Raw genomic sequence first — 13,390 nt, forward strand, 5'->3', positions numbered from 1 at the left:
CAAAGAACGCCGCAAACCATCACCGGTTTGCGGCGTTTTTTCATTGACGCGCCCAAATCGACGGCATAGCATGCTTATTCTTTTATTAATAAGGATACCCATGCCGCTGCCTGCCCTGCGCGCCTGCTGCGCTGCCCTGCTGCTATCCCTGCTCGCCTCCGGTGCCGGCGCCACGGAAAGAACCGCCGCCGAATGGCAGGCTGCCGCGAGGGCGGACCTGGATGCGGTCCACAAGCTCATCCTCACCGCACACCCCGGCAGCATCGACGACCTCAATCCCGGCTTCAAGGCATGGGCCGAGCAAGGCTACCGCGAAGCGCTGCAGCTGGTGCCGCGCGTAAACAGCTACGATTCCATGATGTCGGCCGTGCGCTATTACGTCACCGGCTTCCGCGACGGCCACCTGCTTTATTCGGACAATGCGCGCCGCGGCTATCCCATGCTGGTGAACGGCTGGCGGCTGCACAAGCAGGGCGGCGACTACGTGGTCGACGCGCACCTGAAGGACTGGCCGGCACCGCTGCCGCCGATAGGCGCGAAGCTGCTGCAGTGCGACGGCCGCACGCCGGATGCCATCCTGGCCAGCGACGTGGCGCCCTTCCTGGACCGGCGCAGCAACAGCAAGATGGCCGAATACCTGCCCGGCGCGCTGACCCTGCCCGCCCTGCCTGACCTGCAGCTCAAGCGCTGCCAGTTCCGCAGCGCGGACGGCGCGGTGATGGACATGCCTATTACTTACCAAGGCGTGGCCACGCAGCGCTTTTTCCGCGAATGGAGTAAAAGCCCACAACAGGGACAGCAACCTCAGCGCCGCAGCAACAAGTTCAGCTTCCAGGACGGCGTGCTCTGGGTAAGCGCAGCCAGCTTCAATACACTGCCGTCCAAGCCGCAGATCGCGGAATTCGACACCATGCTGGCCGAACTCGGCAAGCTGGAAGGCGTGCGCCTGATGGTGTTCGACGTGCGCGGCAACGGCGGCGGCAGCAGCGCCATCGGCGACAAGATCTTCACGGCCGCGACCGGCGGGCTGGACTACGACAAGCAGGATCTCGACAAGCTGCCGCGCACCTACGCGCAGTGGCGCGTGTCCGACGTGCTGCTGGAGAATACCGGCAAGTTCGCCAGGAGCTTCGCCGAACGCTACGGCGCGGACAGCGAGCAGGCGCGCCAGTCCGCCGCCTTCGCCCAGCAGGTGCAGCAAGCAAAGGCCAGAGGCGAGACCTGGGTGGAACAGCCCGCCGGCCGCCTGGTCACGCGCGCCGACATTGCCCGGCGCGGCGGCAAGCTGCGGCGCTACAGCGGCCCGGTGGCGCTGCTGACCGACGCGTCCTGCGCCAGCGCCTGCCTGGACTTCGCCGACCAGGTACTCAGCGTGCCCGGCGCCGTCCACCTGGGCCGCACTACCGGCGCCGACACGCTGTACATCGATACCGGCCGCGCCACGCTCCCGAGCGGCAACGTGCTGGTGCTGCCGCAAAAGGTCTGGCGCAACCGCCTGCGCGGCAGCGACGAGGCGCTGGTGCCAAGCGTGGTGCTGAAGGCGGACATGGACGATGACGCGGCCGTGCGCGCGGAAACGCTGGCGGCGCTGTCCGCATTGCAGCCGCGCCAGCAAGCGGCCCCTTGACGGCTGCTCAGCCATACCTTACTATGCGTGCCTTCTGTTGCAGAACAACGGTGCCCACGTGGCGGAATTGGTAGACGCGCATGGTTCAGGTCCATGTGCCGCAAGGTGTGGGGGTTCGAGTCCCTCCGTGGGCACCACAGAATTCCGCGAAAAAGCCTCCTTCGGGAGGCTTTTTTCATTGCCCGAAGCGTTCGCTCATAAAGTCCACGAAGCTGCGCAGCTTCGGCGAGCGGTAGCGGTCCTGCAGGTAGACCAGGTTCATCGGACGGCTGGGCAAGGCATGCCGGGGGAACAGCCGCACCAGGCGCCCCGCGCGCACATCCTCTTCCAGCAGGATCGAAGGCTGCAGCACGATGCCCATGCCGTGCAGCGCCGCCACCCGCAAAGCCTGCCCGTTGTTGACCTTGACCCGGCCGCCCACCGGCACGCACAGCTCGCCGTGCTCGCCGCCCTCCCCCGTGAGACGCCAATGGGCCAGCGCGGCCGTGGAAAACGCCAGGCACTCGTGCCCGCTCAGTTCCTCGGGACTGGCAGGCGTGCCGCGCCGTGCCAGATAAGCAGGCGAGGCGCAGATCATCAGCTGGTATGGCGCGAGCGGCCGTGCGACCAGTGCCGAATCCGGCAGCTGGCCGATGCGGAAGGCCACGTCGCAGCCCTCGTCCACCAGGTCCACCACGCTGTCGCTCAGCATCAAGTCCACATCCACCTGCGGATAGCGCTCCAGGTATTCCGACAAGGCCGGCATCAACGCTTCGGCGCCAAAAGTGACGGGCGCTGTGACGCGCAGCTTGCCGGCGGGCGCCAGCTGCAGGTTCTGCGCCTGCGCGTCGGTCTCCGCCACCAGCCGCAAGATCTCCTTGCAGCGCTGGTAATAGTCCTCGCCAAAGGCGGTCAGGACCTGGCGGCGCGTGGTGCGGTTCAGCAGGCGCATGCCGAAGCGCTGCTCCAGCAGCCGCAGATGATTGCCCGCCATGGTGGCCGAAATGCCGCCGGCCGTTGCGGCAGCGCTCAGGCTGCCCTTTTCCACCGCCAGCACGTAGATCTTCATGCTCTCCAGCAGGTCCATTCCAAAGCTCCGGTTGAGAATGCATCAATAAATACGCAGTTTATCTCAGCGGAATGCTGAATCACACTGTAGCCTTTCCCGACCCGAGAAGGACACTCATGAAAGCCATCCAACTGACCGCGCCCGCCCTCACCGCCTTCCGCCAGGCGGAGCTGCCCGAACCCGTGCCGGGCGAGGGCGAGGTACTGCTGCGCATGCGCGCCGCCACCCTGAATTACCTGGATGTGGCCATTGCCACCGGGGCCTTCCCGGCGCCGGCCTTCCCGCTGGTGCCGGTGGCCGACGGCGCCGGCGAAATTGCCGCGCTGGGAGGCGGCGTGAGCGGCTGGCGCGTGGGCGAGCGCGTGGTGCCGCACTTCATGCCGAACTGGCAGGGCGGCGCCATCACGCCGCACAATGTGGCGGCCATGCGCGGCCTGACCTTGCCGGGGTCGCTGGCCGAATACGTGGCGGTGCCGGCCAGCAGCCTGGTGGCGCTGCCGGCGCACCTGGATTTCGCCCAGGGCGCGGCGCTGCCGATTGCCGCCACCACGGCATGGAACGCGGTGCGCTCGGCGCATGTGCGGCCCGGCTCGGTGGTGCTGCTGCTGGGGACGGGCGGCGTGAGCCTGTTCGCGCTGCAATTCGCCAAGGCATCGGGCGCCACGGTGATCCTAGCGTCGTCGTCGGACGCCAAGCTGGAGCGGGCGCGGCAGGCGGGCGCAGACCACCTGGTCAACTACCGCGCCACGCCGGCCTGGGACGAGGAAGTGCGCAAGCTGACCGGCGGGCGCGGCGCCGACCTGGTGGTGGAAACCGCCGGCGCGGCCACCTTCGCGCGCTCGCTGAACGCGGCGGCCATGGGCGGCACCGTGTTCACGGTGGGTTTTGTGGCGGGCACGGCCGCATCGATCGACCTGCTGCCCATCATCGTCAAGGCCTTGCGCGTGGTGGGCAACAACACCGGCTCGGTGGCCGACCTGGCCGATGCCGCGCGCGCCATCGCCGCGCACAAGATCGTGCCGCTGATTGACCGCGTGTACGACATCGGCGAGACCGGCGCGGCCTACGCCGACCTGGCTGCGGGCGGGCGCCACTTCGGCAAGCTGGCCATCGCCCACTGAGCCAGGCCTGCCCTTACTTCGTCAGCGCGGCGCGCACGGCGTCGGACAGGGGCGTGGTGGGCCGGCCGATCAGGCGCGACAGCGTGCCGCTGTTGTCTTCCAGCGCGCCCCTGGCGGCGCACGCATCCGATTCGGACAGCAGCGAGGCCAGCCACTCGGGCAGGCCCGCGCCCAGCAGGACGGCCCTGTATTCCGCTTCCGGCAAATCCTTGTACGGCACCTCCTTGCCGGCCTGGCGCGACAGTTCTGCCGCCAGGTCCGGCAGGGAAAAGCCATGGTCGCCCGCCAGCTCGTACAGCGGCTCGGGCGCTGCGCTGTTCAGCACGGCCACCGCCGCAGCGGCGTAGTCGGCACGCGTGGCGCCGGAAATGCGGCCGCCCTGCGCACTGCCCAGCAGCACGCCGTGGGCCAGCGCGCCGCCCAGGCCGGCGGTGTAATTCTCGTAGTACCAGCCATTGCGCAGCACGCTGTAGCGCAGACCCGAGGCGCGCAGCAGTTCTTCGGTGGCACGGTGTTCGCCGGCCAGCGCCAGCGGCGAGCTGTCCGCGTGCAGCACGCTGGTGTAGGCCAGCAGGCCCACGCCGGCGCGTTTGGCCGCGTCGATCACGTTGCGGTGCTGCGGCAGGCGCTGCCCAATCTCGCTCGAAGAAATCAGCAACACCTTGTCCGCGCCGGCAAAGGCGGCGTCCAGCGTGGCCGGCTCGTTGTAGTCGGCCTTGCGCACCTGCACGCCGAGCGCGGCCAGGCTGGCGGCCTTGGCCGGGTCGCGCACGGCGGCCACGATGGCGGCCGGCGGCGTGTTTTTCAGCAGTTCCGCAATAATCAGTCGGCCCAGCTGGCCGTTGGCGCCCGTGATGACGATCATGGTGTTTCCTTTCAATTCGCGGTTGGAGTAATTCATCTTAGCGCTTATACTTACTATTTGTAAGTACGCACATTTTAGTAAGTACCCCTGGAGGCCGACGATGTCCCAAGCAAAAACCCTGCGCGGCGCACTGGCCGCCCGCAATGAAGCACGGCGCGGCGAGCTGATGGTGGCCGCCTGCCCCTCGCGCGCCGTACTCAGCCACGTCACCAGCCGCTGGGGCACACTGGTGCTGGTGGTCCTGCTGGACGGCATGCACCGCTTCAGCGAACTGCGGCGCGAAGTGGGCGGCGTGAGCGAAAAGATGCTGGCGCAAACGCTAGATGCGCTGGTGGGCGACGGCTTCGTGCAGCGCTATGCCCACCCGGTGATCCCGCCGCGCGTCGAGTACAGCCTCACGCCGATGGGCCGCGAAGTGGCCGAGCGGCTGGCATCGCTGGTCGACTGGATCGAAGAGAACTATCCCCGCATCGCGGCGGCGCGCGCGGCCACGGGCAGCGACGCGGCCGAAGCAGCCTGAAGCGCCTTGCAATTTGACAGCAGCATTTGCTTACCAATTGCCGCGCCATGGCGGGGCATCCTGTACTACACTTGGCGCAGAAACCCGCACCACGGACCGGGCAATGACGTCGAGACCGCCTATCAAATTGCAAACTATCCTGATCGTTACCGGCGCCAGCTTTGACCTGGCGGCGCTGGAGGGCGCGCTGGCTACTTCCGGGCTTAGCCTGCTCGCGGTCAGCCGCGCCGACAGCGCGCTCAATGCAGTGCGCGCCGGCGGGGTGGCCATGGTGCTGCTCGACGCAGCCCAGGCCGGCAGCTCCAGCTACGAACTGTGCAGCTATCTGCAGGCGGCCAGCGCCGCGCCGGCCCTGCCCATCATCCTGCTGACGCCGGCAGGGGGCAGCGACCCGGCCGAACGCCACGAAGAAGAACTGCGCGCGCTGGCCGCCGGCGCCAGCGCCTGCCTGCGCCTGCCGTTCAGCACCGGCGCCGTGCTGGAGCAGATCCTGGCCCACCTCCCCGCGCCGCGCACGGCAGACGAACTGCACGCCAGCATCGCGCAACTGCGCCAGCTGCGCCTGGCGGACGTTGCCAGCCACCAGCATGCCGAAGCGCTGCGCGAAGGCCAGAACCAGCTGCTGGAACTGGTGGCGCGCGGCGCCCCGCTGCAGACCACGCTGGACAAGCTGATGCTGCTGATCGAAGCGCAGTCGCCCGGCGTGCTGTGCTCCACCCTGCTGCTGGACCCGGACGGGCGCACCGTGCGCTCCGGCTCCGGCCCCAGCCTGCCGCAGGCCTATATGGACGCCATTGACGGCCTGCCGATCGGCCCGGTGGCCGGCTCCTGCGGCACGGCCATGTACCGCAAGGAAGCGGTGATCGTGAGCGATATCCAGGCCGATCCGCTATGGGCGCCTTACCGCGAGATCGCCGCCCGCTACGGGCTGCGGGCCTGCTGGTCCGTGCCCGTTCTGCTCGACAGCGACACCGTGCTTGGCACCTTTGCCATGTATTACCGCGAAGTGCGCAGCCCGAGCGCGGGCGACATGCGGCTGATCGGCGTGGCCACCCACCTGGCCGGCATCGCCATCGCCCGCACCCGGCATGAGGACGAGCTGCGGCGCCACCGCACGCAGCTTGAAGCGCTGGTGGCGGACCGCACGGCGGAGCTGCGCAAGGCCAAGGAGCGCGCGGAGCAGGTCAACGACGAGCTGGCGACGGCGCTGGACAACCTGAGCATGACGCAGGACGAACTGGTGCGGCGCGAAAAGCTGGCGGCGCTGGGCGCGCTGGTGGCCGGCGTGGCGCATGAACTGAACACGCCCATCGGCAACAGCCTGATGGCGGCCGGGACCATGGCAGACCGCACCCAGGCGCTGCGGACTGCCATCGCCGCTGGCGCCGAACAGGCCGAGCTCGACGCCTATCTGGACCAGGCCGCGCAGGCGGACGACATCGTGGTGCGCAACCTCAAGCGCGCGGCAGCCCTGCTGCACAGCTTCCGCGCCATCGCGGTCGATCACGACAATAGCCAGCGCAGCCGCTTCAAGCTCGCGCAACTGGTGGCCAGCCTGGTGCCGGCCCTGCAGGCGGGCGCCAAGCAGACGGCGGTCGAGGTGGAACTGGGCATCCCCGGACACCTGGAACTGGACAGCTATCCGGGCCAGCTGAGCCAGGTGCTGCAAGCCCTGTTTGAAAACAGCGTGGCGCACGGTTTCGACGGGCGCGGCCGGGGCAATGTGCGCATCAGCGCCAGCCTGAACGGCAAGGGCGAAGTGGCGCTGGTCTACGCCGACGACGGCAAGGGCATTGCGCCCGAACACCTGGGCCGCGTGTATGACCCGTTCTTCACCACGCGGCGCGGCACCGGGGGCTCCGGGCTGGGCCTGTATATCGCCCATAACATCATCAGCAGCGTGCTGGGCGGGCGCATCAAGCTGGCCAGCGAACCCGGCCAGGGCGCCGCCTTCACCCTGCTGCTGCCGTCTGCGGCGCCACTGTAGCTACACCATGAACAAACTGGCCGTATCCCTCCTGCTATTCTGCAGCACCGCGCTGAACGCCGCGCCCGCCCCGTTCTACTGGTGGGTGAGCAAGGTGGACGGCTCGCGCGTGTGCGCGCAAGGCCCGCTGGGCGCCGGCTGGGAACGGGTGGAACGCCCGTACAAAGATAGCCGTTGCGAAAAATTAGCATTTGCCAAATAATGGGCCATAACAATACGCCCGATGCAGGCCGGTAAGTAGTAGTTCTATTCCAATAACCGAGGAGAACGAATGTTTACGAGTCCAGAGCAGTTCGCAGCCACCACCAAGGCGCTGTTTGAGTTCCAGCTAGAAACCTTCAACACGCTGACCACCAAGGCGGTGCAAGGCGTGGAACAGGTGGTGGCGCTGAATATGGCCACCGCCAGGACCAGCGTGGAAGAGCAACTGGCAGCCGGCAAGGAAATCAGCGTGGCGCGCGACCCGAAAGCCGTGCTGGCCGTGGCTGCCGCCAAGGTGCAGCCCGGCATTGCCAACGCCGCCGCCTACAACGAGCAGCTGGGCGGCATCATCGCCGAGATCCGCCAGGAGTTCACCCGCGCCGCCGACGCCCACCTGACCGAGGCGAAAAGCACGCTGAGCGCACTGATCTGCGACGTGACCAAGAACGTGCGCCCGGGGTCCGAGAACGCGGTGCAAATCGTCAAGCAAGCCATCGACAACGCGTTCGCCGGCTATGAGCAGGTCACCAACGCGACCCGCCAGGCCGTGGCCAACGTGGAGGCGCAGATCGCCAAGGCTGCCGCCACGGTCACCCCGCAAGAGAAGTAAGCCGGGCGCAGCCCAACGGGCCGGCCAGCGCCGCCGGTTGCTCCCGGCCCGGTAACGCGTTACACTGTATGAACATACAGTCCGCAGCGCGTTGCAATGATCAGAGTTCTGGAAAACGAGTTTTATTACCTGGATAACTTTCACCAGGTATTGCAGTGGATCGGCGAGCGCTACGACGACCTGCTCACTGCCGAGGAACGCGCCTTTCTATCCCAATTCCCCACCCTGCCCCGCCCGTCGCGGGCGCTGTTCGTGCGCATGGTCATGCGCAAGGGCCTGCTGTTCCGCGCCAGCAAGCTGGTGTACGCGGAAATCGGCTGCGCCCACGAGGCCGCGCGGCCGCTGGCCGAGCTGGGCTGGATAGACGCCGACCCGGTGCTGACCCTGGACGAGCTGTTCGCGCTGCTGCAAAAGCCGGAAATCGTGCGCGTGTTCCAGCTTGCCGGGCATGAAAAAAGCGCCCGCAAGCCCGAGCAGCTGGCGGCGCTGCGCGAGCGCCACGACGGGGCGCACCGCTTTTCTGCCTGGTGCGGCGTCGCCTTCGACCACGTCTACCAGGTGCTCGCCCAGGAACTGTGCGACCGCCTGCGCCTTATCTTCTTCGGCAACTATCACCAGGACTGGTCCGAGTTCGTGCTGTCCGACCTGGGCGTGTACAAGTACGAGAAGGTGGAGTTCTCGCCCTCCGCGCGCGGCTTCCGCAGCCGGCGCGACATCGACGACTACCTGGCGCTGCACCAGTGCCGCGAACGTTTCGCGGAGGGCGAAGCGCCGCAGGAGGTGCTGCGCAGCCTCCCGCCCGCCATCACCGGCAACGAATGGCTCAACAGCCGTCGCGACAAGTTGCTGTTCCAGATGGCGCAGCACCTGGAAAAGCAGCAGGACTGGGACGGCGCGCACGCCATGTACGCCGACTGCGCCTATCCGGGGGCGCGGGCGCGCGCCATCCGCGTGCTGGAAAAGAGCGAGCGCTGCGGCGCCGCCCATGCGCTGCTGCTGCAAGCCATGGCGCAGCCCGAGAGCGAACACGAGCGCCAGCAATTGCTGCGCATGCTGCCGCGCCTGAAGCGCAAGCTGGGCCACCCCAAGCCGCCGGCCGCGCAGCCCGCGCCGGTGGTGCGGCTGGAGCTGACGCTGCCGATGCCGGCCGGGGACTGGTGGGTGGAAGGCGTGGTGCGCGACCACCTGACGCGCGCGGACGCGCCGGTCTATTACGTGGAGAACGCGCTGATCAACTCCCTGTTCGGGCTGCTGTGCTGGGACGCCATCTTCACCAGCATACCGGGCGCCTTCTTCCACCCCTTCCACCACGGCCCGGCGGACCTGCACAGCGCCGACTTCCAGCGCCGCCGCGCGCCGCAGTTTGCCGCCTGCCTGGGCCAGCTGGAAGACGGCAGCTACCTGGACACCATCCGCCGCAACCTCGCCGCCAAGGAAGGCATCCAGTCGCCGTTCGTGTTCTGGGGCGCGCTCGACGCGGACCTGGTGGAACTGGCGCTGGCCTGCATCCCGGCGGCGCACCTGCGCAAATGGTTCGAGCGCATCCTGCTGGACATCAAGGCCAACCGCAGCGGCTTTCCGGACCTGATCCAGTTCTGGCCCGCCGAGCGGCGCTACCACATGATCGAGGTAAAAGGCCCGGGCGACCGGCTGCAGGACAACCAGCTGCGCTGGATCAGCTACTGCGCCGAGCACCAGATGCCGATCACGGTGTGCTACCTGCAATGGGCGGATGCATGAGCACCGGCGATACCGCCTACACCGTTGCCGTGCGCGCGCTGTGCGAGTTCACAGCCAGGTCGGGCGACCTCGATCTGCGCTTCACGCCCACGCCCACCGCGCAGGAAGGCATTGCAGGCCACGCGCTGGTGGCGTCACGGCGCGGCGACAGCTACGAGAAGGAAGTGAGCCTGTCCGGCACTTTCGGACCGCTGCTGGTGCGCGGCCGCGCCGACGGCTACGATCCGCAGCAGAACCAGCTGGAGGAAATCAAGACCTTCCGGGGCGACCTGGCGCGCATGCCCGGCAACCACCGCCAGCTGCACTGGGCGCAGCTGAAGGTCTACGGCCACCTGCTGTGCCTTGCGCGCGGCCTGGCGTCCGTGCGCCTGGCGCTGGTGTATTTCGATGTCGGCAGCCAGAAGGAGACCTTGATCACGGAGCAGGCGGAGGCCGCCGAGCTGCGCGTTTTCTTCAAATTGCATTGCAGCCGTTTCCTGGCGTGGGCGGAGCAGGAGATCGCGCACCGCGCGCGGCGCGACACCGAACTCAAAGCCATGCGTTTTCCGCACGCGGACTTCCGGCCCGGCCAGCGCCAGCTGGCGGAAGCCATGTACAAGGCCAGCACGCGCGCCTGTTCGCTGCTGGCGCAGGCGCCCACCGGCATCGGCAAGACCGTCGGCAGCCTGTTCCCCCTGCTGAAGGCCAGCGCGGAGCACAAGCTGGACAAGGTGTTCTTCCTGGCCGCGAAAACCTCCGGCCGGCGCATGGCGCTGGACGCGGTGGAGACCATCCGCGCGGCGTCGCCGCTATTGCCGCTGCGCGCGCTGGAGCTGGTGGCACGCAATACCGCGTGCGAGCATCCCGACAAAGCCTGCCACGGCGAATCCTGCCCGCTGGCGCAAGGATTCTACGACCGCCTGCCCACCGCGCGCAGCGCCGCGCTCGCCGCCTGCGGCCCTGCTGCGTCCGCGCAGGTGCTCGACAAGACCGCAGTGCGCGGCATCGCGCTGGCGCACCAGGTCTGCCCCTACTACCTGGGCACCGAGCTGGCGCGCTGGGCCGACGTGGTGGTGGGCGACTATAACTACTACTTCGACAGCAGCGCCATGCTCTACAGCCTGACGCTGCAGAACGACTGGAAAGTCAGCGTACTGGCGGACGAGGCGCACAACATGGTGTCCCGCGCGCGCAAGATGTACTCGGCCGAGCTGGAACACGCCGGCCTGCGCATGCTGCGCAAGACCGCGCCCGAGGCGCTGAAAAAGCCGCTCGACCGCGTGCACCGCCAGTGGTCCGCCCTGGAAAAGGAACAGGACGGCGAATACCAGGTCTACCCGGACCTGCCGGACAAGTTCATGAACGCACTGCAGACCGCCGTCACCGCCATCGGCGAACATTACGCGGAGCACCCGGCCTTCGTGGACGAAGAGCTGCAGCGATTCTATTTCGACGCCATGGGTTTCGCGCGCCTGGCCGAGAGCTACGGCCAGCACTCGCTGTTCGACATCACCGTCAGCGGCGCGGGCATGCGCATCAACTCCGTGCTCTGCCTGCGCAACATCGTGCCGGCCCCTTTCCTCAAGCCGCGCTTCGAGGCCGCGCATTCGACGGCGCTGTTCTCGGCCACGCTCAGCCCGTGGAACTACTACTGCGACACGCTGGGCATGCCGGACAACACCGCCTGGATAGACGTCGAGTCCCCGTTCATCGCCGAGCAGTTGTCGGTGCGCGTGGCGGGCCACATCTCGACCCGCTACCAGCACCGCGACCGTTCGCTGGCGCCGATCGCGGAACTGATGGGCGGCCAGTATGCCCGCCAGCCGGGCAACTACCTGGCCTTCTTCAGCAGTTTCGACTATATGGAAAAGGCGGCGGCGCTGTTCGCCGAACAGCACCCGGGCGTGCCGGTGTGGCTGCAGACGCGGCGCATGGACGAAGCGGGCCGCGAGCAGTTCCTGGCCCGCTTCAGCGCCGCCAGCAGCGGCATCGGCTTCGCCGTGCTGGGCGGGTCGTTCGGCGAAGGCATCGACCTGCCCGGCGCGCGCCTGATCGGCGCCTTTATCGCCACCCTGGGCCTGCCGCAGCTCAATCCCGTGAACGAGCAGATCCGCCAGCGCATGGACGCCATCTTCGGCTCGGGCTACGACTACACCTACACCTATCCCGGCATGCAGAAGATCGTGCAGGCGGCCGGCCGCGTGATCCGCACCGAGACCGACCGGGGCACGGTCTACCTGATCGACGACCGCTACGCGCGGCCGGAAATCCAGGCACTGCTGCCCTCGTGGTGGAGCATCAGCAGCGCGCCGCCCAGGCCGTGAGTTCGCGGGCGCGCTTGCGCACCGTGATGACGGCGCTGCCGCCACGGTCGCTCTCGTAGGTGAGCTGGTAGAACTGGTCGGGCGTGACGTCGATCGCGGTCAGCTCGAACTTGTGCGCGCGCTGCGCAGCGCAGCGGGTATTGCCTGCAAATAGCAGGCGCGCGCCTTGCAGCAGCGTGCCTTGCTGCTCCAGCAGCGTGACGATGTCGCGGTCTCCAAGCGGCTGCTTCAGGTGGACACGCTGCGGCGACACGCCGCAGTCCGATGAGCGGTCCAGCCACACGTATTGCCGCTGCCGGCCGGTCCCGCTCCAGCGCTGCGCCGTGGCGTCGTACGCGTAGCCGTCGCCCTGCGCCAGGCACAAGCGCCACGCCGCGCGCTGCGGCGCGCGTTCGACCCAGGCCGTCACGCGCCAGTCCGCGCCGCCCTCTGCGCGCTGCACTTCGTATCTGGCCTTTGGCACGGCGCGGCCGCCATGCTGGCTGAACCAGCTTTCAAAGGATTTGATTTCAGCCTCGCTGGGTGGACGCGTTTGCGCCATGCCATGGGAAGCCTGGGCCATGGCCAGTACGGCCGCCAGTGCCGGCGCCTGCAGGATGCGGATCAGCTTGTTCATTGGATCACGCTGCGCAGTTTCTGATAGCCGCTGCGGCTGATCGGCAGTTTGGCGCCATCCTTCAGCACAGCCACGTGGCTGTCCTTGCCGGCCTGCTCGATGCGGCTCATGCACTCGATATTGAGCAGATAGGACCGGTGTATTCGCAGGAACTTGTCCGCTTCCAGCTGGCTCTCCAGGTCGGACAGGCGCTGGTTCTTCAGGTAGGAGCGGCCCTCGGTGCGGATCTGCACATAGTCGTCCTGCGCCTCAATATAGTCGATCTTTTCGGCGGCGATCACATGCACCTTGGCGCCGTCGCGTATCAGCACGCGGCCCAGCGGCCCCTTGCGCGCCGCCGCCTCCCGCACCACCTCGGCCACGCCCTGCTGGACTGGCGGCGGCGCGCCGCCGTCCCTGGCCAGGCTGGCGCGCACATGCGCCAGCGCCTGGTCGAAGCGCTGCTGGCTGAACGGCTTGAGCAGGTAATCCAGCGCATGGTACTCAAACGCCTTGACGGCATACTGGTCGAACGCGGTGGCGAACATGAAGCGGCATTTTCCAGCTGCCAGCTCGGCCACTTCGAAGCCGTCCAGCTTGGGCATCTGGATGTCCAGTATCGCCAGGTCCGGCGCCAGTTCGGTGATGGCTTTCACCGCCTCGAAGCCGTTGACGCATTCGGCCACCAGTTCCACGTCCGCATGCGCCGCCAGGTACTCGCGCACCACGCCGCGCGCCAGGGCCTCATCGTCCACAATAATGATACGCATCGT

General features: G+C 67.7%; 12 protein-coding genes and 1 tRNA gene. 9 read left to right on the forward strand and 4 right to left on the reverse strand.

Features of this window, described 5'->3' with window-relative positions:
• Positions 1-100 precede the first annotated feature (100 nt).
• Positions 101-1,627 (forward strand): S41 family peptidase, encoded by a 1,527-nt coding sequence (locus ASC94_RS29160; RefSeq protein ID WP_056404627.1) that lies wholly within the window; start codon positions 101-103, stop codon positions 1,625-1,627.
• Between the two features lie 52 nt (positions 1,628-1,679).
• Positions 1,680-1,764: transfer RNA gene (locus ASC94_RS29165), tRNA-Leu, on the forward strand.
• Positions 1,765-1,802: 38 nt separating this feature from the next.
• Here ASC94_RS29165 and ASC94_RS29170 read toward each other — a convergent pair.
• The gene (locus ASC94_RS29170) at positions 1,803-2,693 is read right to left on the reverse strand and encodes a LysR family transcriptional regulator (protein ID WP_056404629.1); all 891 of its coding nucleotides are present in this window, start codon (positions 2,691-2,693) and stop codon (positions 1,803-1,805) included.
• Between the two features lie 98 nt (positions 2,694-2,791).
• Between ASC94_RS29170 and ASC94_RS29175 the strand changes: the two genes are divergently transcribed.
• Positions 2,792-3,796 (forward strand): NAD(P)-dependent alcohol dehydrogenase, encoded by a 1,005-nt coding sequence (locus ASC94_RS29175; protein ID WP_056404631.1) that lies wholly within the window; start codon positions 2,792-2,794, stop codon positions 3,794-3,796.
• Positions 3,797-3,809: 13 nt separating this feature from the next.
• On the opposite strand, the gene ASC94_RS29180 is transcribed toward ASC94_RS29175, so the two are convergent.
• Complete coding sequence (locus tag ASC94_RS29180) at positions 3,810-4,661, reverse strand: SDR family oxidoreductase (protein WP_056404633.1); 852 nt, start codon at positions 4,659-4,661, stop codon at positions 3,810-3,812.
• A 100-nt stretch (positions 4,662-4,761) separates the two neighbouring features.
• Between ASC94_RS29180 and ASC94_RS29185 the strand changes: the two genes are divergently transcribed.
• The 6 genes from ASC94_RS29185 (at position 4,762) to ASC94_RS29210 (ending at position 12,022) form a co-directional block, all read left to right on the forward strand.
• Complete coding sequence (locus ASC94_RS29185; protein WP_056404635.1) at positions 4,762-5,181, forward strand: helix-turn-helix domain-containing protein; 420 nt, start codon at positions 4,762-4,764, stop codon at positions 5,179-5,181.
• A gap of 103 nt (positions 5,182-5,284) precedes the next feature.
• A complete protein-coding gene (locus ASC94_RS29190; protein WP_082616923.1) occupies positions 5,285-7,168 on the forward strand; it encodes an ATP-binding protein in 1,884 nt (627 codons plus the stop codon).
• Between the two features lie 7 nt (positions 7,169-7,175).
• Positions 7,176-7,370, forward strand: coding sequence for a hypothetical protein (locus tag ASC94_RS29195; protein ID WP_056404645.1), 195 nt, complete (start codon positions 7,176-7,178; stop codon positions 7,368-7,370).
• Positions 7,371-7,439: 69 nt separating this feature from the next.
• A complete protein-coding gene (locus tag ASC94_RS29200) occupies positions 7,440-7,979 on the forward strand; it encodes a phasin family protein (RefSeq protein ID WP_056404647.1) in 540 nt (179 codons plus the stop codon).
• A 96-nt stretch (positions 7,980-8,075) separates the two neighbouring features.
• Positions 8,076-9,719, forward strand: a complete 1,644-nt coding sequence (locus ASC94_RS29205) for a VRR-NUC domain-containing protein (protein WP_056404650.1) — start codon at positions 8,076-8,078, stop codon at positions 9,717-9,719.
• Positions 9,716-12,022 carry an ATP-dependent DNA helicase gene (locus ASC94_RS29210; protein ID WP_082616924.1) on the forward strand — a complete coding sequence of 769 codons (2,307 nt, stop codon included), beginning with the start codon at positions 9,716-9,718 and terminating at the stop codon, positions 12,020-12,022. Before ASC94_RS29205 ends, ASC94_RS29210 begins: the two co-directional genes overlap by 4 nt.
• Here the strand turns inward: ASC94_RS29210 and ASC94_RS29215 are convergent.
• Both ASC94_RS29215 and ASC94_RS29220 read right to left on the reverse strand, forming a co-directional pair.
• The gene (locus tag ASC94_RS29215; RefSeq protein WP_056404654.1) at positions 11,997-12,638 is read right to left on the reverse strand and encodes a hypothetical protein; all 642 of its coding nucleotides are present in this window, start codon (positions 12,636-12,638) and stop codon (positions 11,997-11,999) included. The genes ASC94_RS29210 and ASC94_RS29215 overlap by 26 nt on opposite strands.
• On the reverse strand, positions 12,635-13,387 hold the full coding sequence (locus ASC94_RS29220) for a LytTR family DNA-binding domain-containing protein (protein WP_056404655.1): 753 nt from the start codon (positions 13,385-13,387) through the stop codon (positions 12,635-12,637). The genes ASC94_RS29215 and ASC94_RS29220 overlap by 4 nt, the downstream gene beginning before the upstream one ends.
• Positions 13,388-13,390: the final 3 nt, after the last annotated feature.

The sequence above is a fragment of the Massilia sp. Root418 genome, from assembly GCF_001425265.1.
In the GTDB taxonomy this organism is placed as follows: domain Bacteria; phylum Pseudomonadota; class Gammaproteobacteria; order Burkholderiales; family Burkholderiaceae_D; genus Rugamonas.